Source organism: Caldicellulosiruptor naganoensis (genome assembly GCF_026914285.1).
In the GTDB taxonomy this organism is placed as follows: domain Bacteria; phylum Bacillota; class Thermoanaerobacteria; order Caldicellulosiruptorales; family Caldicellulosiruptoraceae; genus Caldicellulosiruptor; species Caldicellulosiruptor naganoensis.
Map to the genome: position 1 here is coordinate 61,391 of NZ_CP113864.1, position 26,251 is coordinate 87,641.

The 26,251-nt window shown below is 35.1% G+C and carries 25 protein-coding genes and 1 pseudogene; 22 read left to right on the top strand and 4 right to left on the bottom strand.

Annotated features, from left to right (window positions below):
* The first annotated feature begins 46 nt into the window (after positions 1 to 46).
* On the top strand, positions 47 to 715 hold the full coding sequence (locus tag OTJ99_RS00290) for a PspA/IM30 family protein (RefSeq protein ID WP_045165984.1): 669 nt from the start codon (positions 47 to 49) through the stop codon (positions 713 to 715).
* 162 nt (positions 716 to 877) lie between these two features.
* Here the strand turns inward: OTJ99_RS00290 and OTJ99_RS00295 are convergent, their stop codons facing one another.
* Positions 878 to 2,581 carry an IS1634 family transposase gene (locus OTJ99_RS00295; protein WP_045165983.1) on the bottom strand — a complete coding sequence of 568 codons (1,704 nt, stop codon included), beginning with the start codon at positions 2,579 to 2,581 and terminating at the stop codon, positions 878 to 880.
* Between the two features lie 745 nt (positions 2,582 to 3,326).
* Here OTJ99_RS00295 and OTJ99_RS00300 point away from each other — a divergent pair.
* Positions 3,327 to 3,986, top strand: coding sequence for a hypothetical protein (locus tag OTJ99_RS00300; RefSeq protein WP_268748520.1), 660 nt, complete (start codon positions 3,327 to 3,329; stop codon positions 3,984 to 3,986).
* Here the strand turns inward: OTJ99_RS00300 and OTJ99_RS12920 are convergent.
* On the bottom strand, positions 3,919 to 4,062 hold the full coding sequence (locus tag OTJ99_RS12920) for a 4Fe-4S binding protein (protein WP_408612523.1): 144 nt from the start codon (positions 4,060 to 4,062) through the stop codon (positions 3,919 to 3,921). The two genes, OTJ99_RS00300 and OTJ99_RS12920, sit on opposite strands and share 68 nt — an antisense overlap.
* Here OTJ99_RS12920 and OTJ99_RS00305 point away from each other — a divergent pair.
* The 8 genes from OTJ99_RS00305 to OTJ99_RS00340 all read left to right on the top strand — a co-directional run bounded on the left by OTJ99_RS00305 (position 3,995) and on the right by OTJ99_RS00340 (position 8,336).
* Complete coding sequence (locus tag OTJ99_RS00305; RefSeq protein ID WP_268748519.1) at positions 3,995 to 4,933, top strand: SpoIIE family protein phosphatase; 939 nt, start codon at positions 3,995 to 3,997, stop codon at positions 4,931 to 4,933. The two genes, OTJ99_RS12920 and OTJ99_RS00305, sit on opposite strands and share 68 nt — an antisense overlap.
* A gap of 142 nt (positions 4,934 to 5,075) precedes the next feature.
* Positions 5,076 to 5,243 (top strand): hypothetical protein, encoded by a 168-nt coding sequence (locus tag OTJ99_RS00310; RefSeq protein ID WP_235374885.1) that lies wholly within the window; start codon positions 5,076 to 5,078, stop codon positions 5,241 to 5,243.
* On the top strand, positions 5,227 to 5,475 hold the full coding sequence (locus tag OTJ99_RS00315) for a hypothetical protein (RefSeq protein ID WP_235374883.1): 249 nt from the start codon (positions 5,227 to 5,229) through the stop codon (positions 5,473 to 5,475). Before OTJ99_RS00310 ends, OTJ99_RS00315 begins: the two co-directional genes overlap by 17 nt.
* A gap of 32 nt (positions 5,476 to 5,507) precedes the next feature.
* On the top strand, positions 5,508 to 5,735 hold the full coding sequence (locus tag OTJ99_RS00320) for a SpoIID/LytB domain-containing protein (protein WP_235375005.1): 228 nt from the start codon (positions 5,508 to 5,510) through the stop codon (positions 5,733 to 5,735).
* A complete protein-coding gene (locus tag OTJ99_RS00325) occupies positions 5,687 to 6,142 on the top strand; it encodes a hypothetical protein (RefSeq protein WP_235374881.1) in 456 nt (151 codons plus the stop codon). Before OTJ99_RS00320 ends, OTJ99_RS00325 begins: the two co-directional genes overlap by 49 nt.
* 167 nt (positions 6,143 to 6,309) lie before the next feature.
* On the top strand, positions 6,310 to 6,711 hold the full coding sequence (locus tag OTJ99_RS00330; protein ID WP_045165982.1) for a hypothetical protein: 402 nt from the start codon (positions 6,310 to 6,312) through the stop codon (positions 6,709 to 6,711).
* On the top strand, positions 6,662 to 7,255 hold the full coding sequence (locus tag OTJ99_RS00335; protein WP_045165981.1) for a hypothetical protein: 594 nt from the start codon (positions 6,662 to 6,664) through the stop codon (positions 7,253 to 7,255). The genes OTJ99_RS00330 and OTJ99_RS00335 overlap by 50 nt, the downstream gene beginning before the upstream one ends.
* 139 nt (positions 7,256 to 7,394) lie before the next feature.
* Positions 7,395 to 8,336 carry a DUF4097 family beta strand repeat-containing protein gene (locus OTJ99_RS00340; RefSeq protein WP_083943561.1) on the top strand — a complete coding sequence of 314 codons (942 nt, stop codon included), beginning with the start codon at positions 7,395 to 7,397 and terminating at the stop codon, positions 8,334 to 8,336.
* 88 nt (positions 8,337 to 8,424) lie between these two features.
* Here OTJ99_RS00340 and OTJ99_RS00345 read toward each other — a convergent pair whose 3' ends face one another.
* The gene (locus tag OTJ99_RS00345; RefSeq protein ID WP_045165980.1) at positions 8,425 to 10,047 is read right to left on the bottom strand and encodes an NAD+ synthase; all 1,623 of its coding nucleotides are present in this window, start codon (positions 10,045 to 10,047) and stop codon (positions 8,425 to 8,427) included.
* Positions 10,048 to 10,157: 110 nt separating this feature from the next.
* The gene (locus OTJ99_RS00350) at positions 10,158 to 10,409 is read right to left on the bottom strand and encodes a hypothetical protein (protein WP_235374879.1); all 252 of its coding nucleotides are present in this window, start codon (positions 10,407 to 10,409) and stop codon (positions 10,158 to 10,160) included.
* Between the two features lie 329 nt (positions 10,410 to 10,738).
* Here OTJ99_RS00350 and OTJ99_RS00355 point away from each other — a divergent pair, with 329 nt between their 5' ends.
* The 12 genes and pseudogenes from OTJ99_RS00355 (at position 10,739) to OTJ99_RS00410 (ending at position 26,232) form a co-directional block, all read left to right on the top strand.
* The gene (locus OTJ99_RS00355; RefSeq protein ID WP_045165979.1) at positions 10,739 to 13,180 is read left to right on the top strand and encodes a beta-mannosidase; all 2,442 of its coding nucleotides are present in this window, start codon (positions 10,739 to 10,741) and stop codon (positions 13,178 to 13,180) included.
* Between the two features lie 232 nt (positions 13,181 to 13,412).
* Positions 13,413 to 15,248, top strand: coding sequence for a glycoside hydrolase family 15 protein (locus OTJ99_RS00360; protein WP_045165978.1), 1,836 nt, complete (start codon positions 13,413 to 13,415; stop codon positions 15,246 to 15,248).
* Positions 15,249 to 15,752: 504 nt separating this feature from the next.
* Positions 15,753 to 17,282, top strand: coding sequence for a VWA domain-containing protein (locus OTJ99_RS00365; RefSeq protein ID WP_235374877.1), 1,530 nt, complete (start codon positions 15,753 to 15,755; stop codon positions 17,280 to 17,282).
* A 23-nt stretch (positions 17,283 to 17,305) separates the two neighbouring features.
* A complete protein-coding gene (locus OTJ99_RS00370; protein ID WP_235375004.1) occupies positions 17,306 to 19,183 on the top strand; it encodes a VWA domain-containing protein in 1,878 nt (625 codons plus the stop codon).
* A gap of 72 nt (positions 19,184 to 19,255) precedes the next feature.
* On the top strand, positions 19,256 to 19,978 hold the full coding sequence (locus tag OTJ99_RS00375) for a hypothetical protein (RefSeq protein WP_045165977.1): 723 nt from the start codon (positions 19,256 to 19,258) through the stop codon (positions 19,976 to 19,978).
* Between the two features lie 20 nt (positions 19,979 to 19,998).
* The gene (locus tag OTJ99_RS00380; RefSeq protein WP_045165976.1) at positions 19,999 to 20,472 is read left to right on the top strand and encodes a hypothetical protein; all 474 of its coding nucleotides are present in this window, start codon (positions 19,999 to 20,001) and stop codon (positions 20,470 to 20,472) included.
* A 128-nt stretch (positions 20,473 to 20,600) separates the two neighbouring features.
* On the top strand, positions 20,601 to 21,299 hold the full coding sequence (locus OTJ99_RS00385) for a hypothetical protein (RefSeq protein WP_162182169.1): 699 nt from the start codon (positions 20,601 to 20,603) through the stop codon (positions 21,297 to 21,299).
* 157 nt (positions 21,300 to 21,456) lie between these two features.
* Positions 21,457 to 21,729 (top strand): annotated as a pseudogene (locus tag OTJ99_RS00390) (ISNCY family transposase); the annotation flags it as partial.
* Positions 21,730 to 22,078: 349 nt separating this feature from the next.
* Complete coding sequence (locus OTJ99_RS00395; RefSeq protein ID WP_235374875.1) at positions 22,079 to 22,879, top strand: hypothetical protein; 801 nt, start codon at positions 22,079 to 22,081, stop codon at positions 22,877 to 22,879.
* A 527-nt stretch (positions 22,880 to 23,406) separates the two neighbouring features.
* Complete coding sequence (locus tag OTJ99_RS00400) at positions 23,407 to 23,703, top strand: hypothetical protein (protein WP_045165973.1); 297 nt, start codon at positions 23,407 to 23,409, stop codon at positions 23,701 to 23,703.
* Positions 23,704 to 23,717: 14 nt separating this feature from the next.
* Positions 23,718 to 24,206, top strand: coding sequence for a hypothetical protein (locus OTJ99_RS00405; protein ID WP_045165972.1), 489 nt, complete (start codon positions 23,718 to 23,720; stop codon positions 24,204 to 24,206).
* Between the two features lie 322 nt (positions 24,207 to 24,528).
* Complete coding sequence (locus OTJ99_RS00410) at positions 24,529 to 26,232, top strand: IS1634 family transposase (RefSeq protein ID WP_045164485.1); 1,704 nt, start codon at positions 24,529 to 24,531, stop codon at positions 26,230 to 26,232.
* Positions 26,233 to 26,251 lie beyond the last annotated feature (19 nt).

Here is a 26,251-nt window from a genome sequence, read left to right on the forward strand (position 1 = left end):
TTTATTAAAAGTAAAAATAATTATTTTTAACAGGAGGTAATATAGGATGGGCGTTTTTCAAAAGATTGCTCAGCTTCTCAAAGCAAATATCAATGACCTGATTGAAAAAGCTGCCGACCCTGAAAAGATGCTCAATCAGCTCATTGAGGACATGGAAGAACAGCTGCAGAGGGCAAGGGTTGAGGTTGCAAACGCCTTGGCGGATGAAAAGCTTTTAGAAAAGAAAGTAGAAGAGAACAAGAGGCTTGCTGAAGAGTGGCAGAAAAAAGCTGAGCTTGCAGTGTCAAAAGGCGAGGATGAGCTTGCCGTTGAAGCTCTCAGAAGGAAAAGAGAACATGAAAGGCTGGCGCAAGAGTACCAAAAGCAGTATGAGGCTCAGCATGAAGCAGTTGAAAAGCTCAAAAGCGGTCTTAAGATGCTTGAGGACAAGATTGAAGAGGCAAAGAGAAGACGAGATTTGCTTATTGCTAAATCCAAAAGAGCTGATGCTCAGATTACAATTACACAGACAATGAGCAAATTGACAGATACATCTGCGTTTGAGTCGTTTGAAAAATACGCTCAGAAGATTGAACAGAAAGAAGCAAGGGCCCAGGCGCAAGAGGAGCTTTTGAATTCTACAAAGACATTAGAAGATAAGTTCAAAGAGCTTGAAAATAGCGACTCTGACATCTTAGATGAACTTCAAAAATTAAAAGAAAAGATGGGCAAATAAATTGCAAGGCTTTATAACAACTGAAAAAATTTTTCAGGAGAAAAATAAAAGGTGCGGGAAAAATAAACTCCCGTGCCTTTTTCTTGACTTTGTCAGTTTGAAGCTCAAAAAGCTTGGGAGGACTGGGATTGACAAAATATGGACCTCAATTTTGTCACTACATCATTTGCTAATACCAATAAATTCTAAGCCTTCCTCATATGTCATGAAGTTTTTTGGACCCTTTATCTTCATTACATTCAGTATATCTCCAGCTCCTCCCTCAATTTTTTGCTTTATCAAATATTTCTTCCCTTTTATCTCTATTTCAAAAAAGTTCATTGAATATATTGCTTCCATTATCCTTTCACTACTTATTCCTTTACCTTTTCTCCTCAAAATATATTCCAATGTCCTTTGCAGTAAAAATGCCAAAAAACATATCACAAAATGTCCTTTTATTCTGCTTTCTGTAAAGTGATATATCGGTCGCACTTCTAAACAGCTTTTCATTACTCTGAATGACTGTTCTATCTTCCATAAATCGTGATATGCTCCTAAAACCTCTTCTACATCCATATCCTTTTTGCTCGTTTGAATTGCATAATAACCGTCAAATTTCTCATCTCGTTTTATCGCTTCCTCATCCAATACATATTCTTCTGATTTTGATTTCTTCTTCAAATATTTCCTTGCACCTTTCTTTTCTAAGGCTGTTATGCTTCCTTTGTTCTCTAAAAGCTCTTTGGCTTTTCTTACCAATCTCTCTCTGTCTTCTTTGTCTTTCTTGGCTCTCTTGCTTGAATACGTTATTATCAAATTCTCTTCTATTTTGAACTCTTTACCCTCTTCATCCTTGACAATATTTGTTCTTTCCAATACCTTATATTTGAATTCATCACCATAAATTTCTTCAGCATTCAAACATCTTTTGCCATCAAGTCTTTTATATCCTTCTTCATTAAAAACTTCATCTAAAATTTCTTTACTTGCATTCTTTAATCTGCTTGCTACTATATAGTCGTACCCAGCTTCTTTTATCATCTTTAAATTTATTCTGCTGTTAAGCCCTTTGTCTGCTACTATTATTATCTTATCTATACTAAATTTTTCCTTCAGCTTCCTCAGTATCTTTACCATCGTCTTGCTATCTATCGTATTACCAGGAAAAAGTTCATACCCTATCGGTCTGCCTTCTTTGTCCACCAAAAGCCCTAATACAACTTGCACTTCATTTACCTTGTTGTCTTTGCTAAACCCAAAATTTTTAAGTTCATCCGCTCTACAACTCTCAAAGTATATTGTCGTCACATCATAAAACACTACATCAACTACCATCTTAAATAAGTCTTTATTTCTCTGATACAGGTATGTCTCTAAATCTTCTTTTACACTGTCAAGAAAATCTAAACACCTGTACAATTGATTCAAATCTATATCCTCTTCAAATCCAAAATATTTGCTTCTCTGATGATAACTTCTTAGTTTGCTCATTGGCTCTATCAATCTCTGTATGGTCATTAAAAAACTTACTTTGTCTACATCAAATTTTATCTTTCTCTCTTTTGCTGCTTTCCCTTTTAAAAACTTATCAATTTCAAGCTCCTGCCATAACTTTCTGTATACAATGTATCCCCAGTTTTTTACAACTGCATCCGAAATATCTTCTTCAGATTCAATAGTAACAGCTTTTGCATTCTCAGTAGTTGTTTCAGCGACAATATCAGATAGTTTTTTTACAATGTTTTTAAAAGCGGGGTCATCTTTGAGAATATCAAGTCTACCAAAGTTAAATAGTACTCTTTGCTTTACTTTACCATTTTCACGGTAATTTTCGACTAACCTAACATACTGATAACCGCCAGCATTAGTAATTTTGACAAACATATGGCAACTCCTTGAAGATAGTTTGTTATATTGTACCACAAAATATTTAAAAAGTCAAGCAAATTCAGTATATATTAAGCTAAAATTTGTCCCTACATTTTTTAAAATTTTTTATTTTTCTCTTCTTGAAACCCGCATAAATTAAGACTTTGTTATTTTTTGTTAGCTCAAAAACACCTCTTAACTGACAAAGTCAAGAGGAGAAAAATAAAAGGTGCGGGAAAAATAAACTCCCGTGCCTTTTTTATTTTCTTGGGGCATATTTTCAAATTTTGTCGTAAAAAATTTTTAGTAAACCTTGCTATTGCAACACAAACTGCCACAAGCTGTAGTGTAAATTTTATGTTGCACAAAAGTTAAATAAAAAAAGAGAGGAGATGATTTGGTTTGGAGAAACTTGAAGTTTTGTAGTTTAAAAGACAAAGTTACAAAAAGGCAGATGAAAAAGCTTCAAAAGGGCTTTATTTGTTCGGGCTTGAAGAGTACCTTATTTTAATTTTGGCTTTTTTGCTTGGAAGGTGCGAACTTTTTTCAACAAGCTTTTTTTCAAGCTCTTATGTATCAAGCTTTAAGAAGAAGGACTACATGTACTATTTAGCAGTAATATTTTCCATCTTTAGGATAGTCTCAAGTTTGAACAAGCCCTTGATATTAAAGTATGTTATTTCACTTTTGATAATTACTGCTATCAATCATTTTTTTTGAATTCAATATCTACATAAAAGCTTTGGTGGCATCATTGGGTGTGTTTGTAGGCGGAATACTTTCAATTGCCGTTTTCAAATGGGTTCCAATAGAAATTTTGTACCTTCTTTTAGAATCACTTTTTTGTTACAGTTTTGTTCTTCTTTTTGAGAGATTTTTTGCAGCTTTGGAGTCAAAGAAGCAGATTTCAAACGACCAGATAGCAATATCGGTTGTGGTTTTTGCTCTGAGTTTTCTTGGGCTTAGCAACACATTTGATACCATTTTGGATATAAAAAGGATACTGTTTTTAATTCTACTTTTTACAATCTCTTTTGCTCATGGAATGATAATGTCAACTGCAATGGGATATGTAGTAGGTCTTCTTGACAGCATAAAAAATACATGTGGGCTTGAAATGGCATGTATCTTCGCGTTTGCAGCGCTTGTTGCTGGGGTTATGAAAGGATTTGGGAAGATAGGGGTTGTTTTGGGCGGTTTTTGTGGATATGTAATTTCAATGTTTTACATATCCTCAAATCCAGGCTTTAAGCTAGGAGAGATTTTGATTGCCTCAATTTTATTTTGTATATTTCCGCTTGAAAAAGTTGTAAAAAATTCACAAACTGATAAAGAGGAGGTTCAAAAGATGATTAAAGAAAAATCTTTGACATTGCTTCAGTACTTGAAAACCTTGGGCAAAGCACTTCACAAAAAGTAGTACCTATAATGAGCAAAGATGAAGCAAAAAGTGTTATTGAACAGACCTGCAACAAAGTTTGTAGTGGCTGCAGCAATATTCAAGCATGTTGGCAGTACTACTATTCACAGACTAATCATATGCTAAATGAGGTTAAAAATATAATATTGAAGAAGGGAAAAATTGTTGAAAGCGAAATTAAAGGTTTCAAATTTACCTGTCTCAAATCGAAGGAGTTCATAACAATTGTAAATGAACTTTTAGAGTCTTTGAAATTTTCAAAACTTGTCAAAAGCGAAAACAGTTTTAAAGAAGAAGCATTTAAGAACCAGATAGAGCTTTTAAAAGACATTGTAGTTGATGCTGCAAAGATGGTCGAAAAGAACTTTAAACAAGATAGAGGCACTGCGAGAGAAATAGAGCTTGAGCTTTACAGGTTTGGGTACGATGTTGAAAATGTTGAGTTCATAGAAGCTGAAAACTATTTTCAGGTGAAGATTGACCTAAAAGATGGCTTTAAATCCCCACGGAAAAAAGAGATAGAAGAGATTGTCAAAAGTGTTGTGGGGTGTGAGGTTGAAGTTGTCTCAGAGGTCCCAAAACATGCAGGTGGGTACCAGATTTGTCTTTTGAAAAAACCAAATATAAAGGTGGACTATGCAATATTTTCAAAAAGCAAGGAGAATGTAAACGGTGATAGAGTGTGCTTTTTGCAGCTCAAAGACGGCAAGTTTTTAGCTTGCATCTCAGATGGTATGGGAACTGGCAGGATTGCTTCAGAAAACAGTTTTATTGTAATAGATGCGCTAAAGAAATTCACCAATTTAGGATTTGACAGGAAAGTTGCTATAAAGTTTATTAATTCACTTCTTGCAATGAAAAACCTTGAAGGGTTTGCATCGGTCGATATTGTTTGTATAGACAGGTTCAAGCTCACATGTGAATTTTTAAAAGCAGGTGCAATTTGAAATCTTTTCAAATTCGCTCCCAGCTGGAGTTGAAACAACATCACATTTTGATTATATTGAGCAAAAGCTTCAAAAGGGTGATATGATATTCATGTGTTAAGACGGACTTTTGGATCTTTTGGGTGAAGATGGGTAAAGAGCTTTGTATGAATATCTTTGCTCAAATGAATTTTTGTCAACCCAAAGTGCAGGCAGGCAAATCTTTGAATGGGCACTGTCAAACTCTTATGTAATCAAAGACGATGTGACCATAATTGTTCTAAAAGTTGGGGGTGCAAGTGAAAAGAGGAGTGATGAAAAGGCAGTTTAAAAAGGCTTTTTTAGATGAGGCGGTTTTTATGGCAACTGCAGTATTGCTATTGTTTTTAGCAAATGTAATTTTTTGCTTGGTAAACGTCAAAAACCAAAGCCAAGACGGCAATGCTTCTTCTTGTGTTGCCTTATCTCAATCTTCTGAGCTTAAGAAAATTGAAAGCAAAAAACCAGAGATTTATGTAAACGTGCTGAGAAAAAATACAAAAAGGGTTGAAAGATGCCTTTAGAACAATATATATTGGGAGCTTTGGCGGCAGAGATGCCAGCAGAGTTTCCCATTGAGGCGCTAAAAGCCCAAACTGTTGCCTGCAGAACCTATGCTATGCGTAAGGTTGTAAAAAAATTTGATCATCCGGGATATGAAAAACAGAAGGTTTATCTCTGTGATGATTTTACACACTGCCAGGCATATATTGATAAAAGTCAGATGAAAAGGAAATGGGGGAAAACTTTACAAAATACTACCAGAAACTTTACTTTGTTGTGAAGGCAACAAAAGGTGAGGTTTTGGTATACAACGGGGAGATCATAGACAGTCTTTTTCACGCAGCCTCAGTCGGCAGAACAGAAGATGCCAAAGAAGTGTTTGGACAGAGCATTCCCTACCTGAAAAGCGTTGTTAGCCGCGGTGAAGAGATGTGCCCAAAGTACACAGGAGAGTTTTATTTTTCCTATGAGGAGTTTGTAAAAAGACTCAAAAACTACTATCCAAACTTAAAGTTACACACAAGAGAGGTTTCCTCAAACATTAAAATTCTGCAAAGAACAAATACGCAAAGGGTAAAGACAATAAAGGTAGGGGATATCACTATAAGTGGTGAAAAATTTAGGCAAATTTTTGGGCTTTATTCAACAGAGTTTTGGATATACCCGCGGCAAAGGGGTATTGAATAAAAACAAAAGGATAAGATCATGGTTTGGGTATGAGCCAGTGGGGTGTAAATACCTTGCAAGGAAGGGAAAAATTATAAAGAAATTCTCTTTTATTACTATAAAAATGTGAAGATTTGTAGGGTAAAATTAAAAGTATAAAATTTTTGAAAAAAGGAGCAAAGGAAAAATTGAGATGTTATTTAATTGGCAATGATGTCAAAACACTAAAAGAGTATATTGAAAAGATAGGTCCAGACAAGTACGCAAAAGAATACCTTCTTAAAAAGATGCTATATCTTCACATCTACATAGAAGACCTCACACCAACACAGGCAAATATTATCAAGCAAACAATGCTCTCTATTGGCTCAGATGCTGTTGTAAACAAGGGGTGTATTGACCACTCAACAGATAAGTCCGACTGCCTTGTGTTTGGGAGCCTTTTACAACTTGAAAGGCTTTGTGAAAAGCTAAAAAAACAGCCATTTAAACTAAAAGAGTTATCAGAACAGATACAAAAGATTGTGGAGGGGTTTAAAAATGATTGCCTTTATTCCGATAGATCCAAAAAAGAAAAAGATGATAGCTGAAAATGGTCTTAACATAGAGAATGACTACAACAAGAAAATTGGGCTTTGGGGGATTAATGTAAAGTGTATTTCAGGTTTTTTAAGCCCTGAGGCAATTTCAACAGATTTTGTTGCGGCTCGGGTGAATACAGAAAATTCATATATAGCAAACTATGACCTTTGGACAGCGTTTGAGGCAACTCAGAATGGTGAACTTAACAGGATGTATGTAAATTCTATTGTGAATTTGAAGAGGTATAGGTTTGGAGAGTACAGAATACCAGAGATTTTGATTTTCTCTTCTATAAACAAAGAAGATATTGTAGATGTTTCAAAAATAAAGGATTTGAGCAATAGCCTTTTGTCCAAAAACGACCAAGTTTATATTAACTGTTTGGTTGAAAGAATTACTCAAAATCCAAATATAGCCAAAAATATTGTTTTGGATTATTTTTCTAGACTGGGTGGCGACAGCCGAATAACAAAAAAAGTGATTGGAAAGGGTGATAAAAAACTTTATATATTCATCCAAGAGAACAAATATACGTGGACTGTTGAGATTTGACAACAAAACCCCTTGAGGATTTGGAGAGGTCTAACAAAATTGTACTATGGGTAGTATACATTTTGGATTATTTATTATACAATTTTTATATAAACCCTATACCTTTTGTTTCCTTTCGCAAACTCAAGGGGGACTTTTTATGAATCTGAGAATTTTCTTTGTCTTTGTCTTTGTCTTGATTTTGTCTCTTCTGAGTGGCTGCAAGCATGAGGAGTCTGCTGTCAAGGAATATTCAAAAGAAGGAAGGTGGGAGATTTTAAATTTCAAGGACAAGGCATTCATGCTTGACAGTGACAACGCAAACATTATTATAAGAGGAAAAAAAGGTACAGAGCATGCCACAATTAGATACATCAAAAGGATAATATGGAATATTGATGACAAAATCACTTCAGCAAAAGCATTCTCGAAATCAGAGATTGAAAAGACCTTTGATGACATGCAAATAAAGATTGAGCGTACTGTTGATAGACTCTATATTAAAGCAAGAGCTTACAGTGGAGAGGCCATTTTAGCAAATACACTTTCAAATCCTAAAAAAGAGTTCAAATTTGAGATTTTTCTTCCTGAAAATAGCAAAGTGTTTGTCCAAAATAGCAATGGCAATATTAGCATCTCTAATATTCAAGGCGGTTCAATATACATAGTAAACGGCAAGGGAAATGTTACAGTGACAGATGCAAAGGCTTCAATAGAAATAAAAAACGGGGAAGGAGATATAAGGCTTGACTATATAAATGGAGATTTTTCTATAAACAACGGAAATGGAAATATCAATCTCAAGGTTAAAAAGGCAGGCGTATTTAAGGTTATAGGTACAAAGGGGAACATAACTGCTAAAGTGGATGCACTCTTAGGGTTTGGACTTTCGTCACTTGTCAATTTGGGCGAGGGAGATATTTCCTTCTTTGTTGGCAAAGATGTGAAAGCGCGTATAAAAGTCAATGCAAAGGGCAGAGTCAAATCAGATTTTAGCATGATTAAAACCACGAGTGGCCATTATATAGACCTTGACTCTGGCAAAAATTCAATTGAGATTATAAATTCCAAAGGCACGGTCAGAATTATAAAGGATTACTAAAAAGAATTGTATAGAAACACAAAAACTAAAAAAGACCCCAACTCTTTGATAAATTAACCATGAGATGGGGTCTTTTTTATTTTTGGATTCACACCCACCTCTGGGCAATTGGCATACGCCGACCTGTACCAAATGCTTTTGATGTTACTTTCAAGCCCGGTGCTGCCTGTTTTCGCTTATACTCTGCTCTTTCTACCATCTTGATAATCTTTAAAACAAGATCTTTAGGATAGCCCATCTGGACTATCTCATCCACGCTCTTTAATTCCTCAATATATGCAACCAAGATAGGGTCTAAGATTTCATAAAGTGGTAGAGTGTCTGTGTCTTTCTGGTTTGGACGAAGCTCTGCAGATGGCGGTTTTACTAAAACGTTGTGTGGTATTATTTCTCTTTCCCTATTTATATACCTTGCAAGCTCATACACAAGCATCTTAGGAAGATCTGAGATTACGGCTAAACCCCCTGCCATATCGCCATACAGTGTGCAGTACCCCACTGCAAGCTCAGACTTATTACCTGTTGTCAGAACAAGCCTGTTTTCCCTGTTTGATATAAACATGAGAATATTTCCACGAATTCGCGCTTGTATATTTTCTTCTGCAAGGTCTTGCAAGGGCGTTTCACTGCCATTGAACATCCTCAAGTATGCTTTAAAGACGTCTTCAATTGGGTATATTCTAAACTCAATTCCAAGATTCTCTGCAAGCTTCATTGCATCTTTTATACTGTGCTCTGAAGAATATCGCGATGGCATAGAAACGCCTAAGACATTTTCTTTTCCCAATGCCTCAACAGCCAAGCAGCACACAACTGATGAGTCAATTCCACCAGAAAGACCCACTACTGCTTTTTTGGCTGCTCCTGTCTTTTCAAAGTAATCTCTTATACCAAGCACAAGCGCCTTTTTTATCCATGAAATGTCTTCTTCAATATCAACTTGGGAAAGTTTTTCAATGTCCTCAAGTTCAAACTCTATTACATCCTCTTCGAATTCCTTTGCCTTTATTACAACATCGCCTTTTGAATTTAAAACCACGCTATTTCCATCAAAGATCAAATCGTCATTGCCACCAACCTGATTGACATAGACTATTGGGAGCTTGTATTTTCTTGCTGCTTCTTTTAAAACTTGCAATCGCTGAGACTTAAATTTTTTATAGTGGTAAGGAGATGCTGAGAGGTTTATAAACACCTTTGCGCCTTTTTCATATAACTCCTCCAGCACGTTTATATCGTACATTGCATTTTCGTCATTGTTGATATTCCAGATGTCCTCACAAATGGTTATACCAAACGCAACCTTGTTTATTTCAACAACTTCTCTGCAGCTTGATGGTATAAAATACCTGTTTTCATCAAATACATCGTATGAAGGCAAAAGTGTTTTGTGAATGGCTTTTTCAATTTTCCCATTGTGAAGAATTACTGCACTGTTGTGAAGTTTTTGTGGATGGTTGCTTTTTGTCGGTGCACCAATTATTACATAACTTTTTTCTACCACATTTGCAATCTCTAAAAGGGCTTTTTCTATAGCTTGCCGAAAATCTTTTTGAAACAAAAGGTCTTTTGGCGGATATCCGCACAAACACAGCTCCGAAAATACAATCAAATCTGCATCCTTGTGAGAATTTATTATATCAATAATTTTTTTCTTATTGCCATTTATATCTCCAACAATAGAATTTATCTGGCTCATTACCACTTTCATTTTTTTGCCACCTTTCAGTTAAATGTATTCCATAATCTTGTCAACAAATTCTTGATATTCTCTTAAATTACTTATTTTTGAAAGTACTAAATCTCTCTTTACCACACAAATTACCTTTGGTTATAGATATTAGAATAATAGCTAAAATCAAGATATTCTCTCAGTACTTTGACTTCAAATTCAACTCTATTTTCAGAATCTTTCAAGATTATACCTTGGCTTATAATCTGATATTGCATAAGAAGGCTTACATTTTGTAAATTCACAATATCGACATTTATGTAAAAAATATACTTGGCTTTGTCAATGAGCTTTCCTCTCAAAAAAGCTTCTTGAAGGCTATTTAACTCTTCTTCAAACATCACAGCTATGTCAACATCACCATATTATTAAAACTACCAGTTGCAAAAGAACTGAAAAGGTATGTAATACTTACTGTGTATTCTTTGTCTATCTCTTCAATAAAGTTTTTGGCAAGGTCTATAATTTACTCTCTGTCCATTTATTTACATTCCTCATCGGTTTTATGCTTTTCTTAAAATTATATCACAAAACACAGCTTTGTTTGTTTTTCTTTTTAAAATTATGAGATAAAGAGTTAAAATACAGTCATATAAAGTAAATGTGCAAAGTATTATAATATAATCTGAACAAAACATATTGCTAAAAAAGAAAAACAGGGGGGGTTACATTGAGAGTAAGTCTTGATGGAAAATGGAAATTTAGAGAAGTAGGCAGCCTTGAATACTTGGATGGCACAGTTCCAGGGTGTGTTCAACTTGATTTAATCAACCTTGACAAGCTTCCAGACCCATTTTATGGAGTAAATGAAGTTTTGTTTTACTCTCTTGAAGAAAAGGACTTTGAGTATGTAAAAGAGTTTTATGTTGAAAATCTTGACTGGCAGGTCAAAAAGCTTGTGTTTGAAGGGATTGATACGGTCGCTGATGTTTATTTGAACCACTTTTACTTGGGCAGGACAAATAACATGTTTTTGAAATATGAATTTGATGTGTCAACTGCCTTGAGAGAGGGAAAGAACATTTTAAAAGTAATTCTTTACTCTCCAATCAAAGAAGCAGAAAGACTCAAAAAAATTTACCAATCAAAGTACGACTATCCCCACAGAAGCTGGATAAGAAAAGCTCAATATTCATATGGCTGGGACTGGGGTCCAAGGATTCTTCAGATTGGCATCTTCGGGAGTGTGTATTTGGAACTGAACAACGGCCTTGAGATAACAGATGAGTTTATCAAAACAGAACACTTATCAGAAGATTTAGCAGTGGTCAAAGTTTTTGCAAAGATAAATTCATTTGAAAAGCCAAGAAGTGTTGAAATAGAGATTTCAGATAGCGAATATGTTAAAAAAGTTATACCAGATGTCTACAAGTCAAAAGAAGGGTATTTTATTGAAGAGAGGATTGAAATAGAAAATCCAAAACTGTGGTTTCCAAATGGCTATGGAGAGCCGCATTTATATACTTTTAAAATTGTTGTAAAAACCTCAAACGAAGAAGCAACAAAAATGGTCACAACAGGCCTCAGGACTGTTAGGATTATAAAAGAAAAAGATGAATATGGCGAAAGCTTCATCTTTGAAATAAACGGTCAAAAGATTTTTGCAAAAGGGGCAAACTGGATACCTGCTGATTCCATCCTGCCAAGGCTGAAAGAAGATGACTACAAAGCTTTAATCAAAATGGCAAAAGATGCGAACATGAACATGCTCAGGGTCTGGGGCGGCGGTATTTATGAGCATGACTGGTTTTATAGCGAGTGTGACAAAAACGGTATAATGGTATGGCAGGATTTTATGTTTGCATGCGCAATCTACCCTGATGAGTTTGACTTTTTTGTGGAGAATTTCAAAAAAGAAGCTGAGTACCAGATAAAACGACTGAGAAACCATCCGTGCATAGTGCTTTGGTGTGGTAATAACGAAAACAACTTGGGATTTAGAGACTGGTGGCACATTGGCGACCCAGAATTTTTGGGAAATAGAATTTACAAGAAGGTTTTGCCACAGATTCTATCAGAGCTTGACCCAACAAGACCGTACCACATCTCAAGCCCGTATGGTGGGGAGCATCCAAATAGCAGCACTGCCGGCGACAAGCACACATGGGATATCTGGGCTGGCTGGAAAGACTATATTTACTACAAGCACGACAATGCAAGGTTTGTGAGTGAGTTTGGTTTTCAGGCAGCAGCACACCTTGATACAATGAAAAAGTACATTCCTCTTAAAGACCAGACAATCTTCTCAAAAACTTTGAGAATGCACGAAAAGCAGGAAGAAGGTTTGGAAAGGCTTATAAGGTATATGGCGGGCTCAATTGGTCTTCCAAAAGATTTTGATTCTTTTGTTTACCTTTCACAGTTTGTTCAAAAAGAGGCTATTAAAGCCGCTGTTGAACATTATCGTAAAAACAAATTTAGAACTGCCGGTGCTATTTACTGGCAGCTAAACGATTGCTGGCCTGTTATATCATGGTCATCAATTGATTATTTGAAAAGAAGAAAGGCGCTTTACTATGAGTCAAAAAGGTTATTTGCAAAGTTTTTGCCAGTTGTTGAGTATGAGGATGGGAAGCTAAAGGTATATGTTATTAGTGATGAGCTTGTGGCCAAACAGGGTCAGCTCAATATCACAATCTGGAACTTTGACGGGCAGAAGTTATACGAGAAAAACATTACTCTGGAAATTCCTGAAAATGGTGTGGTTGAGGCATTTTCTGAAAAAGTAAAAAACTTGAATATTTTAAAGGGTGAGTGGTTATATATACCCAAACATGTTGAAACAGCTGTAATTGGGGATAAGATAGACAGAGGACTTTTGGAAAGCATAGTTTTTGTGAGCCTTTTTGTCGATAGAGTGGAGTACGAAAACTACTTTGTATTTGAAAAGCCAGTAAACCTTGAGCTAAAACCCTGCCAGTTTGAGTACAGAATAGAAGATGACTATATTATAATAAAACCTAAGACTCCTGCAATCTGCCTTATAGTTGAAGCTGATAAGGATATTCAAGACAATTTCATCTTTGCAAGGCCTGCAAGAGAGTACAAAATTCGCTTAAACGGTGCTCAGGTGAGCAGGGTTTGTGATTTGGTTGAGATGCTGATAAGGTAAACTAAATTACATCTAAAATAGAATACTCATATAACCCTCTCTGGCATGTGACAGGTTTTAAAGCTTGCGTGAAGAGAATAATTCAATGCCGGAGGGGGGTTTTTGTTTTTAGAGCAAAAAGGCAAAAATAAAATTAGTAAAATTGCTGAATGCACAACAAGTCAGATATTTGATATAATATGGTTACTGCAAATGTTTGCGCAACAATTTGTATATGGAAAAGAGGGATCATATGAGAAAGCCGCACGTAGTAGAAGCTATAATTGGGAATACAAAGGTTTTGGGGCAGCTTGATTCAAATGGCATATTGCAAAGGTTTTATTGGCCTGCAGTAGATTATTATCAGCAGCTAAAACTCTTTTTGGCAGCTGTTTTTTTGGATGGGCTTGTATTTTTCGAAGATGAAAATTTCAAGATAAAAAGTGGATTTGTGGATGACTTTGCGTACTTTTTTGAATATAAAATTGCAGACAAGACAATTTTTCAGCTTGACTTTGTTGACTTTGAAACAGACAGCTTGGTTCGTTTATGGGAAACGGCTTTTGAAGACTTCTATGTCTTTTTAGAACCCATGATAAATTCTTCAAGCCTTTTTAATGCTGCAAAGGCTGATAAAGAAAATGAAATAATCTATGCATATTTTAAAGGGAGATATATAGGTCTTGCTTTTGAGAATAAGATAAAAAGCTTTACAGTTAAAAACGGAATTGATGATGCAAAGGATAATCAGCTGGAAGGCTGGAATGAAGCTACAAATCCACAGATTGCAGTAAAACTTGAAAATACAGGAAAGGTTGTATGTTTTCTTGCTTTTGGAAACTCAAAAGATGAAGTCTATCATAAGCTCTCTTATTTAAAGCAAAAGGGGTATGACGATATTTACAGTCAAAACAAAGCCTTTTGGGAAAAGAAATTCTCAAAAGTAAAGATCATTTGTACAGAAGATCCCAAAAACATAGAGCTTCAAAAAAGAAGTGCCTATGTATTTTATACTCTGCAAAATTCCAAAACAGGTGGAATTTTAGCAGCATCTGAGGTTGACGAGAAGTTTTTCCACTGTGGCGGTTATGGTTTTGTCTGGGGTAGAGACGCTGCGTTTATAACAGCAGCAATGGATGAGCTCGGGATGTCAAGTGAGGTTGAAAAATTTTTTGACTTTAAATTTTCTTGTCAGGAGAAGGAAGGATTCTGGGACCAGAGATATTATACGGATGGCAGTTTGGCACCAAGCTGGGGAATTCAGATTGATGAGACTGCTTCGGTTGTATGGGGCTTTTTAGAACATTGCGAGAAGAAAAATTCTCTTCATTTGATTGATTTGTATAAAGATAAGCTCAAAAAAGCACTGCTGTTCTTGCTACGTAGAGTAGATGAACAAAAAGGAGTTGTGTGCAGAAGCTTTGACCTGTGGGAAGAAAGAGAAGGAATTCATCTTTACTCAAATGCAAGCATATATGCTGCGCTAAAGAAAGCCAAAAAATATTTTCCTGAGCTTGAAAATGAAATTGAAAAGAAGCTAAAGGCAATAAAAAATCAGATGGCAACAAGATTTTACAGTCCTAAACTTTCCCGGTATGTAAGGTCAACAGATGTTAAAATTTCACATGAGGAATTTTTAAAGCTTCCTGAAGAGAACAGGTACATGCAAAAAGATGAGAGATATGAGATAACCTATTATTTCAAGAAGCAAGATGAAGTTGTTGACATTTCAATGTTGGGGGTTTACTATCCGTTCGAAATGATAGATGCTGAGGATGAAGCTTTTAAAGCTACTGTTTTGGCTATCGAAAGGGAATGCCAAAACAAGATTGTGGGTGGCTACAAAAGATATTCCGATGATAAATACATTGGTGGAAATCCATGGATACTGACAACACTCTGGCTTGCAATTTACTACAAAAAAACAGGGCAGATTGACAGGGCAGAAAAACTTTTTGAGTGGGCAAAAGCGCACAGTTTGCCAAACGGACTTTTCCCAGAGCAGGTTGACAAGCTCACTGGCAAGCCTGCCTGGGTTGTCCCTTTGGCATGGTCTCATGCAATGTATGTGCTGTATCTTTATGAATAAATTAATGATAAAAATAAAGACCAGCTTGTTTGCTCTTAAACACAGCTGGTCTTTTAGTTTTATTATTACACAGGATTATAAGGTAAATATTTCTCCAATCTCTTTTTTAAAAGTTGATATTTAAAGGTTGTTTTCCCAATTGTTTCATCATCAATAGATTTTATTTCACCGTCATATGTTGCTTCTTCAAATTAAGAAAAATCAAGAATGATATGTACTGTATATCTTTTATGATTTCTAAATCCCTTGAGTCTCATATTCTCAAGATTATATTCACCTTTTTTGTGCTTTAATATTCTTACTCATCTTTATCTTTTTGTGTTTTGTTATTTAACACACATTTGATATTGACATATTATTCCATAGTACTATAAAACATTTAAAAACAATATCTTTTTTTGGAAGGGTTATGATGAAAAAAGAATTCAAAAACTAATTGCATTCATTATTTTGTGTATTTTTACAGCAAATATTTTTGTACCTTATTTTGCAAGGGCTGAAATTTTGCTTGCAAATAGTACGACTCAGGCAGGAGCATCAGTTCAAGATACATCTTTGATTCAAAGTCCACGGCAGATTTTGTTTGTTCAGATTGAGAAGTTGTCTAACTTACCAGAACCTTTTTATGACCTGAAACCATCATACGACGAAAAATTGAAACAGGTAAAGATTACACTGATAAAAGCTATGAATTATTTTGACAGTGACACCACTATTGTTGACCAGAACTTTTTTGACTATATTGAAAAAGCAGTTAGAAAGCTCGAACATTATCTAAACCATGAAAACATCAAAGAAGATGTAGTTCCTGCAATAGAAGAGATAAGGACAAGCTGCATTCAGACAGCAAGGTTGGTTGTAGAAAATCTAAAGAAGTTATGTGAAGAAAATGAGAGTATTTTTACTCAAAAACAGAAAAAAGAGTTTTTAAAAGCAATTGAGGAGTATAACAAGGGGTATGAGTTTGAAAGTAAAAGGAATAGTGAACAAGCTATACATTTTTACAGAAAGTCATGGGAAGGTTTAAACGAACTGAAAAAGGCACTTGCGCAGCTGCAGGATAAAGACAGTGACACCTGTCCGGACTTTTTAGAGGAAAAATTTGGACTTAAGACAAACAAAAAGGATACAGACGGGGATAATCTTTCAGATTTTTTTGAGGTTTTAAAACTTTTCAATTTAACTGATGGTAACCTTGTTGACACAGACAAAGACAGCATACCGGACAGTAAGGAAGACCCGGACGAAGATAGACTAACAAATATTGATGAGCAGGAATTTGGTACAGACCCTCTTTTGCCTGACACAGACAGTGATGAGTTAGATGATTACTTTGAAATATTCACATTCAAAAGTTCACCGATAAAATGTGATACTGATGAAGATGGTCTATTTGACAAGAGCGAGTATTTACTTGGCACGGACCCTAATAACCCTGATACAGACCAGGATGGTATTTTGGACGGACTTGAAGAATATAGGCAGGTATTTACAGAAGAACAAACAGGTGCAAAGGTTGAAATCACTGCAGAGGGAGATATTTCGAAATTTGTTGAGACAAGAAGTTTCAAGGATGAAGAGATATTCCAGAAGGTGTATGGTTTAGTTTCTACACCTGTTGACATTGATGTATATGCAACTTTTAAGGAAGCCAAGGTATACATTCCAATTGAAACGACAAAAGTTCCAAACGGAGATATTCAGAATGTGAAAATGTTCTACTTTGATGAAGAGTTAAAGACATTTGTTCCACTTGACGAACAAGGTGTAGACGTCGAAAACAAAATAGTATGGGCTAAAACAGATCATTTCACAACTTTTGTGCTCTTCTATATACCAACATGGAAAGCAGTTTGGGAAGTTCCAGTAAACAAAGGCGAAAGAGAAGTGAGTCAGCAGACAAAGTATATAGACATAGTGTTTGTGCTTGATTCATCCGGGAGCATGAGTTGGAATGACCCGAACAATTACAGAAAAACAGCAGCAAAATCGTTTGTAGATGCACTTATACAGGAAACAGAGCAGCTGTTATAGATTTTGACAGTTATGGATACCTGCTGCAGCCGCTTACACACGATTTTGAAGCGGTAAAAAGCGCAATTGACAGAATTGACAGCTATGGTGGTACAAATATTGCAGCAGGTATAAGACTTGCAAATCAACAGTTAATTTCGTACAGTTCTGACGATAGAATAAAGGTAATAATACTTTTGACAGACGGTGAAGGATATTACGATGGAAACCTTACAGTTCAGGCAAAAGAGAATAATATAACAATTTACACAATTGGTTTGGGTACAAGCGTTGATGAAAATCTTTTGAAAAATATAGCTGCACAAACAGGTGGCATGTATTTTCCGGTATCATCTGCCTCCCAATTGCCTCAAGTATTTAAGAGGATAACCGAGATTGTAACAGAGCCCATTGATACGGATGGTGATGGAATACCGGACAGTGTAGAGGTTAAAGGTGCACGAACAGGTTTTGGCACTATGGTATATTCAGATCCAAATAACCCTGATACAGATGGAGATGGACTATCAGACAAAGATGAGATAGGTGAGCTTGTTTGTGGGCCAAACGGTGAATATTATAAGTCTTGTACAAATCCTGCGAATGGGGACACTGACTACGATGGGCTTTCTGAAAGTGAAGAAGAGGAGTATGGAACAAATCCATGTATAAGTGATACAGACGGTGATGGACTGTCAGATGGTCTTGAAATTAGCATGGGATATTCACCGCTTCACAAAAACTATGATGGTGATTCATATGCAGACAAAGAAGAGGCAGAGAAAGGTCTTGACCCGTACTTGTATGATAAAACATGGTTCGAACATATAAAAGACATTTTAGCAGGGGCAACATGCGGTGATGCAGGTGAGATACTTGTAAGGTATGGTATTTTGGCAGAAAGGACTTTAAAATCTCTTGGGTATTTAATAGGACTCATTGCTTCAGGGTTTATTCCATTTTCTGACATAAGAGATGCTATTGCGAGCCTTGTAAAACTTGATTTTGTAGGAGTTTTTACAAATCTACTGGGGTTTGTACCGGGTATTGGTGATTTTGCCGATGCTGCAAGAGGATTTTTGAAATTTATAGGACTTGGAGAAGAATGCATAAGTATTGCAGCAAGATTTATATTTGAAAAATTTGAAGCATGGAAGAGTATGTTTACATCATCAGTATTTTTACCTATTTTTGCAATGCTTTCAAAAGGGCAAGACAATCTTAAAGCATTAGAAAGTGTTGTAGGAAATAGTGGAGAAGTTCAAAAGTTTACATCTGAGTTTGCACAGCACAATTCCATTGACGAAATTGCTAAGTTCATTAATGAGCAAAATATAAAATTTGATACTTTAAAAATACAAAATATAGAAGGTATAGAGGCAAGAGTAAATGAATATATGATGAAGAATAATCTCACAAGTAAAACAATAAGGGCAGAAAGGTTTGCAGTCGAAGCTGCAGTTGACTATTATACATCACTTGGCTACAAATGCGTATACAAAGCACGGCATGGAGTAAAAGGACCAGATTTGGTTTTTAGGAAAGGAGACGAATATCTAATAGTAGAGGTGAAGGGGGCAATAGAAGACTTTAAAAATCCGATGGTAGGGCATAAAAGACTGTTTAACTATGTGAAAGATGAAAATACTGGGGAGAAGAAGTTACTTGCGCAGCTTTCTTGGGAATGGCTGAGTACAAATCCCGAGAGGTATTTAGGAGTGATGGAAAAAGAGATGGAGCCTGATGAATTTGCGAGATTTAAAGAGTTTTTAAAAAAGAAAGGGCAGTACAGGGCAGCGCTGGTATATGCGTCTAAGAACGAGAGGATAAGATGGGATGGGGGATTTGACGAATATTTAAAAGAGGCTTTTATTGACAATAAGAACATGAAGAACATAGAGATATTAAAGATGATATATTGAAGGAGAGAATGGGTATGAGGGTGGGAGAGGTGGGGAGGAAAATTTTTGAGGACAGAGGAGAGGTGAGAAGGTATGTGGTGGGAGATAAAGCTAAATAGTAAGAAGCTAAGGCAGATAATAGATGAGGAGTTGAGAATGCTAAATGAGGGATATTTATTGCATGATTTGAGAGCAGTGACTCTGGGCAGGGCTTATATGTATTTAGGGGAGTATGAGAAGGGTAAGGAGTATATTTTGAAGTGTATAGAAGAAGAGATAAAGTTTGAAAAAAAGGTAATGGAGGAGTATGGATATGAAAGTGAACAGGTAGCGATGTGTAAGGTGAGGATAGGGAAGCATATGAGGTGGATAGGGGAGATAGAGAAGATGGAAGAGAAGTTTAAGGAAGCGATTGAGATATTCAATAAGGTATATGAGGAGGGGAAAAGGGAAAAGCTGAAATTGGTATTGTATCCATGGGGTAGTTCAGATTTTTATAAATTATGGGCGACAGCCGAGTTTTACTTAGGCAACTATGAGAAGGCAGTGGAGATAGAGAAGCTGATGGAGGGCAGGCATGGTATACTGCCGCGTGGATTTGCGGAGAGCATTCTAAAGAGAGATGTTGAAGGTATAAAGACATTGATAAAGAGGTTGGTGGAGCTTATAAAAGATGAGAAGCGGCCACTGCACAGTAATGTATATAACCATGATCCGTGGCACTGGTATGAGGAGGGCAAGAAGCTAATAGGGTTGCCTAGTATATTTGATGTATATGACAAGAGAGAACCTATGTTTGAATGTAATAGAGAATAGAATGAGGGGGTGTTTTAAAGATGAGTAGTTCTTCTTATGTTATATTAGAATATGAGTTTAAAGTTAACGGCAAAATTCCCTCAGATCTACTTTCAAGTTTTGAGGACAAATTTATAAAGTTTTTTTACTATTTTTGTGATCATATTCTTTTTGATATAAATTTTTATTTTCCCAATAAAGAGATATACAATGCATACTGGCCCAATATACACAGCGAACTGACAGAAATTAAAGAAATTGATAAAAATTTATTCAAAGTTAAACTGTGGTTTGCTTATGATGAGACACTATCAAAAAGAGGGAAAAAGAAGTTAATAGAGCATTGTAAAGAGTTTATAAGAAGGATGAACAAATTTTTTGAGTTGTTTGGATATGACGTTAGATTTGGAGACGAACCCATTAGTGAAGAAGTGTATGATCCGGTTGAAGAATATGGAATAGTTCCTGATTATGAAGATTTGTTCTTGGATGATGAAGACGATGAGGATAGTTAATAAGCATTCAAGAGTGTATAAGAAAGTAAATACTATGGGAAGGGAGATAGAAAATAGCAATTGAATATTATATTAATCATATGTGTCCTGTAAAAGAAAAATATGACATTAGAGAAATTATAAACACAATGAAATTGAAAGAGAGTTTGAGTTTTATAGAGAACTTAAATGAAGAAGCCCACCCGAAGAAGGTCAAATTAGCTAAAGTAGGTCCAGACGGCAGGATTATTGAGGAGGAATATGATGTAGATGATATTACAGAAAAATGGAACCAATTTAATTTGGCAGGAAGACAATGTTATAAATGTGGGATATCAGGTGGAGGGAAATTCAGGTGTTACGGCAAAATTGATTATCCAATCACATATAGGTTTGAACTGTGGCTTAAGAGGATATTCGAAAGAGAATTTCGAAGAAAAGACACCCCACTTAAGATAATAAATAATTTAGTAGATAAAGGTTATATTACAGGAAAGCAATTTATAGAGTTAAAAAGAGACCCTTCATATTTTGAAAATAACAAAACTGTAAGAATACTTACAGGTAGAGAACTACTGTTTAATTCTTATATAACAACTGAACATATTTTGGAATTTTATTTTTGTTCGCATAATTGGGAAATGACATATAAAGATAGGATTGCTTTATATGCAATATTAATTTATCCTTTCATTATGAGGGGAAGTGATGGTAAATTGACAAATATATTAGCTTTTGAAACTAAAGATGAAGAAGGCAGAGATTATTCTATAGAGCAATTTAGATATTTTATTCAAGCTATAGCCAATGCGAAGTTTTACGAATGTGATATTACCGTAGAATTATAATAAATAAAATTTGTATAAGGTATTTTAAAAAAAATAATAGCTTGTTGAATAAAACTGATTAACAGAAAAGACAATAAATAGATATATATAAAAAGCCATCCTCCTTGAGGTAAAATTATAGTAAGAGAAGACTAAAAACTAACTGAGGAGGTTGGCAATGACTAATTTTATTAAAACACAAAAACAAAAATTTTTAAAGATACGTATGACAATCGAGAAAGTAATAAAAGCCTTGGGATTAAGGATAAAAAGTAGCAGGAGAGGAAGACCGAAGAAATTTAAGCTAAGCCGTATAATAGCTTGTTTTGTTTACAAATTCAAAAACAAGATAAACAGCTTCAGGGAATTAGAATACAGGATAAATGAAGATGGAGAATTTAAAAAGGCTATAGGGATAGAAAAGAGCCCCGATCATACATATTTTTCGAAATAGGCAAAAGTAATTGAAGAAGAATTATTTAAAAGAATTTTATTACTTTAAAGAAAATCCTTTAAACAGAATTATTCAATTGTCGATTGTGGTTGGAATAGCAGTCGGAGCAATAATTGATGCTAAATGTACTGGAAATTCTGACAGAATATGCTTAGAATTTTTTTAAATAACTTTCTGTTATTTTTTACTTTCTTTTTTCTACCTCTAAACATTGGTCTTTTTGTTTTAAAAATAATACCAAGCATTAAAGACTTGGTAGTTTTTGTTTTATTTGAAATTGTCTTTACATATTCAGTTTTGCGTTCTAATTATTTATATATTCTCAAATTTAAGAATTACAATAATTATGGGAAAATTGTCATATTATAAGGTATCATATTTGGGCACAGTTAGCATTATCAAGGAAACTGAAGAACACCTAAGGTCACTTGAATTGTTGGATAACAATGAATCTATAGATATGGGGATATTTCTCTCAATGCTGAGAGCATATGATAGAATTGCTTATGCTGATATTGTAAACGACAGAATATTTGCCTATCTTCTTGATGAGACAAACGATGAATATATCATCACTGAAAATGAATGGGAAGAAATCAAAAAAAAGATTGGGGGATTTTGTATAATGACAGACGTACTCGATAAAGCAAGAATTGTTTTATTATATCCCAGAAAAGAATCTAAACGTGAAAAAATTGAATACGAAACAGATGGCAATAAACTCTGCTCAGTGTGCGGCGAAAAAGCTGTCTACAAACTTTCAAAAACACCGGTGTGGATTTGTCCACGGCATTACAACCAACTTTTAAACCGCTCATTGTGGGACTATATTGACAGATACCTTACTGAGAAGGACCCAATCGATACTCTGTGTATTAAGTATAAAGGTAAAGATATCATCCTTGAAACATGGTTTACTGAGAAGTTAATGGAAAACATTCAGTATTACTTTAGAAATGCCGGGTTTAGAAACTTAAGACTTGACAGGGAATTATTCCTGACGGTTGTTAGAAGTTGCGATGGTGTAGTGTATGCCAACTGGATTGAAGACAAACTTGTAACCTTCCGTCTACCACTTCATGACTGCTTAATAACAAAACAGGAGTGGGAAGAGATAAAACAAAGAGTGATTGTAAAGGAGCTCTGAAAAAATCTGTATAATCGACAAAAGCCCTGATTCCAACCCAGAATTTTGTAAACTTCTGTGAACGCAAACTTTATTTTGTCTAACTGCACAGTTTCGAGAGCTTTTGCTTAAATTACGTTGCAAAAACTAAAATTTTGGTGTATAACAAATTTAGAGGGGAAAACTACACTTAAAACCTGTCTACAAAAATGTAAAAATAGAAGTCAAGTCACAGATTTTTTGCGGTTTTTGTCTTTGAAAGGTGTTCAAAGGTAAGTAAAATCAAAAGGAAGTTAGCCACGGCAAAAGTCAGAAAGTAAATTTGTCGTGGCTTTTTGTTTCTTTAGCAGGCAAAATTCTGTGCAGTAAATTTCAAAATCATGGTATAACTATAATGAGAAAAAACTTTAGCAAAAGGAGTTGATATAGCCATGAGAAAGGATATAACTTTTACAATTTAATTACAGCCTCTTCGGAAAAAGTGTACAGTTTTTAAAAAAGTATGGTATAAAAAATAATGTAAAACAATAAGAAATGAGATGAGTATCATGAGGCGTTACATTAAAAAAGTTACAGTTTTTATGCTCATAACGTTGTTATTATTTTTGACAGCGTGCGGTAACGGCGTGAAGACCAGTAAGACGACCAGCAGCAAACCAGAGTCAAAGACTAATACTGAAATGAATACAGTTGCAGTTGCAACACAGACAAAAAGTACACCAAAACCGACTGTTGCATACATCACAACAACTGAAGGGTTTGTCACACAGATTCTGCAAAGGGCAAGGGTTAACCCCGCAACATTCGAGACAGCACTTTCAATGAAATTATTCCGCCAGAAGTAAAAAGGAATTCTGTTTTGACAAGGGCACAGGCTTCGTTCATAATCTGGAACGCAATAAACAAGATCGACCAGCTCAGGGTTAAGAACGTGCCACAGAGTTACAAGGTAGAAGATTTGTGGGAAAGTTACCTGTCAGGCAAGAGCGTAGTGTTGCATACAGGGTACTCGTCACGTGGAGCATATGCGTTGTTCAACCAGTTTGTACGACTCGAAACAAAATATCCTGACGGTTCAATTAAAATCAGATACGTGTACAGTCCGATAGTAGTAGACCCTAAAAAACATCCGCATGGTACAGTCCAGGAAACACGTGCTCTGATTCAAAAGTTCAAAAAGATGTATCCTAACAAAGTTGTAATTGCTATTCCGGAAAGAAACAATATCATATGCGTTAAGAACGAAAAAGTTATTTATACGACACTTGTCCCTGACCCGAAAAATAAGAAGAAGATGATAGAGAAAAAACAAACTGTAACAAGAGATGCGTACTATATACTTTTTTGAGCGCAACAAAAAACCATATAGCTATGTCATTGGGTCAAAACTGTACAACTATTATCCAGCGGTGTTTTATACATCTGATGAAAAACCGGCCAGGTACGCCAAATATATGTCTAAATACAGTCCTCTTGACTTTGTCAGTTAAGAGGTGTTTTTGAGCTAACAAAAAATAACAAAGTCTTAATTTATGCGGGTTTCAAGAAGAGAAAAATAAAAAATTTTAAAAAATGTAGGGACAAATTTTAGCTTAATATATACTGAATTTGCTTGACTTTTTAAATATTTTGTGGTACAATATAACAAACTATCTTCAAGGAGTTGCCATATGTTTGTCAAAATTACTAATGCTGGCGGTTATCAGTATGTTAGGTTAGTCGAAAATTACCGTGAAAATGGTAAAGTAAAGCAAAGAGTACTATTTAACTTTGGTAGACTTGATATTCTCAAAGATGACCCCGCTTTTAAAAACATTGTAAAAAAACTATCTGATATTGTCGCTGAAACAACTACTGAGAATGCAAAAGCTGTTACTATTGAATCTGAAGAAGATATTTCGGATGCAGTTGTAAAAAACTGGGGATACATTGTATACAGAAAGTTATGGCAGGAGCTTGAAATTGATAAGTTTTTAAAAGGGAAAGCAGCAAAAGAGAGAAAGATAAAATTTGATGTAGACAAAGTAAGTTTTTTAATGACCATACAGAGATTGATAGAGCCAATGAGCAAACTAAGAACTTATCATCAGAGAAGCAAATATTTTGGATTTGAAGAGGATATAGATTTGAATCAATTGTACAGGTGTTTAGATTTTCTTGACAGTGTAAAAGAAGATTTAGAGACATACCTGTATCAGAGAAATAAAGACTTATTTAAGATGGTAGTTGATGTAGTGTTTTATGATGTGACGACAATATACTTTGAGAGTTGTAGAGCGGATGAACTTAAAAATTTTGGGTTTAGCAAAGACAACAAGGTAAATGAAGTGCAAGTTGTATTAGGGCTTTTGGTGGACAAAGAAGGCAGACCGATAGGGTATGAACTTTTTCCTGGTAATACGATAGATAGCAAGACGATGGTAAAGATACTGAGGAAGCTGAAGGAAAAATTTAGTATAGATAAGATAATAATAGTAGCAGACAAAGGGCTTAACAGCAGAATAAATTTAAAGATGATAAAAGAAGCTGGGTACGACTATATAGTAGCAAGCAGATTAAAGAATGCAAGTAAAGAAATTTTAGATGAAGTTTTTAATGAAGAAGGATATAAAAGACTTGATGGCAAAAGATGTTTGAATGCTGAAGAAATTTATGGTGATGAATTCAAATATAAGGTATTGGAAAGAACAAATATTGTCAAGGATGAAGAGGGTAAAGAGTTCAAAATAGAAGAGAATTTGATAATAACGTATTCAAGCAAGAGAGCCAAGAAAGACAAAGAAGACAGAGAGAGATTGGTAAGAAAAGCCAAAGAGCTTTTAGAGAACAAAGGAAGCATAACAGCCTTAGAAAAGAAAGGTGCAAGGAAATATTTGAAGAAGAAATCAAAATCAGAAGAATATGTATTGGATGAGGAAGCGATAAAACGAGATGAGAAATTTGACGGTTATTATGCAATTCAAACGAGCAAAAAGGATATGGATGTAGAAGAGGTTTTAGGAGCATATCACGATTTATGGAAGATAGAACAGTCATTCAGAGTAATGAAAAGCTGTTTAGAAGTGCGACCGATATATCACTTTACAGAAAGCAGAATAAAAGGACATTTTGTGATATGTTTTTTGGCATTTTTACTGCAAAGGACATTGGAATATATTTTGAGGAGAAAAGGTAAAGGAATAAGTAGTGAAAGGATAATGGAAGCAATATATTCAATGAACTTTTTTGAAATAGAGATAAAAGGGAAGAAATATTTGATAAAGCAAAAAATTGAGGGAGAAGCTGGAGATATACTGAATGTAATGAAGATAAAGGGTCCAAAAAACTTCATGACATATGAGGAAGGCTTAGAATTTATTGGTATTAGCAAATGATGTAGTGACAAAATTGAGG

What these genes read in the sequence shown, in the direction of transcription:
- OTJ99_RS00290 (WP_045165984.1), top strand. Translation starts at nt 47, where the DNA reads ATGGGCGTTTTTCAAAAGATTGCTCAGCTTCTCAAAGCAAATATCAAT.
- OTJ99_RS00295 (WP_045165983.1), bottom strand. Translation starts at nt 2,581, where the DNA reads ATGTTTGTCAAAATTACTAATGCTGGCGGTTATCAGTATGTTAGGTTA.
- OTJ99_RS00305 (WP_268748519.1), top strand. Translation starts at nt 3,995, where the DNA reads ATGAGCAAAGATGAAGCAAAAAGTGTTATTGAACAGACCTGCAACAAA.
- OTJ99_RS00315 (WP_235374883.1), top strand. Translation starts at nt 5,227, where the DNA reads ATGAAAAGGCAGTTTAAAAAGGCTTTTTTAGATGAGGCGGTTTTTATG.
- OTJ99_RS00320 (WP_235375005.1), top strand. Translation starts at nt 5,508, where the DNA reads ATGCCAGCAGAGTTTCCCATTGAGGCGCTAAAAGCCCAAACTGTTGCC.
- OTJ99_RS00325 (WP_235374881.1), top strand. Translation starts at nt 5,687, where the DNA reads ATGGGGGAAAACTTTACAAAATACTACCAGAAACTTTACTTTGTTGTG.
- OTJ99_RS00335 (WP_045165981.1), top strand. Translation starts at nt 6,662, where the DNA reads ATGATTGCCTTTATTCCGATAGATCCAAAAAAGAAAAAGATGATAGCT.
- OTJ99_RS00340 (WP_083943561.1), top strand. Translation starts at nt 7,395, where the DNA reads ATGAATCTGAGAATTTTCTTTGTCTTTGTCTTTGTCTTGATTTTGTCT.
- OTJ99_RS00345 (WP_045165980.1), bottom strand. Translation starts at nt 10,047, where the DNA reads ATGAAAGTGGTAATGAGCCAGATAAATTCTATTGTTGGAGATATAAAT.
- OTJ99_RS00350 (WP_235374879.1), bottom strand. Translation starts at nt 10,409, where the DNA reads ATGTTTGAAGAAGAGTTAAATAGCCTTCAAGAAGCTTTTTTGAGAGGA.
- OTJ99_RS00360 (WP_045165978.1), top strand. Translation starts at nt 13,413, where the DNA reads ATGAGAAAGCCGCACGTAGTAGAAGCTATAATTGGGAATACAAAGGTT.
- OTJ99_RS00375 (WP_045165977.1), top strand. Translation starts at nt 19,256, where the DNA reads ATGTGGTGGGAGATAAAGCTAAATAGTAAGAAGCTAAGGCAGATAATA.
- OTJ99_RS00380 (WP_045165976.1), top strand. Translation starts at nt 19,999, where the DNA reads ATGAGTAGTTCTTCTTATGTTATATTAGAATATGAGTTTAAAGTTAAC.
- OTJ99_RS00385 (WP_162182169.1), top strand. Translation starts at nt 20,601, where the DNA reads ATGAAATTGAAAGAGAGTTTGAGTTTTATAGAGAACTTAAATGAAGAA.
- OTJ99_RS00395 (WP_235374875.1), top strand. Translation starts at nt 22,079, where the DNA reads ATGGGAAAATTGTCATATTATAAGGTATCATATTTGGGCACAGTTAGC.
- OTJ99_RS00400 (WP_045165973.1), top strand. Translation starts at nt 23,407, where the DNA reads ATGAGGCGTTACATTAAAAAAGTTACAGTTTTTATGCTCATAACGTTG.
- OTJ99_RS00410 (WP_045164485.1), top strand. Translation starts at nt 24,529, where the DNA reads ATGTTTGTCAAAATTACTAATGCTGGCGGTTATCAGTATGTTAGGTTA.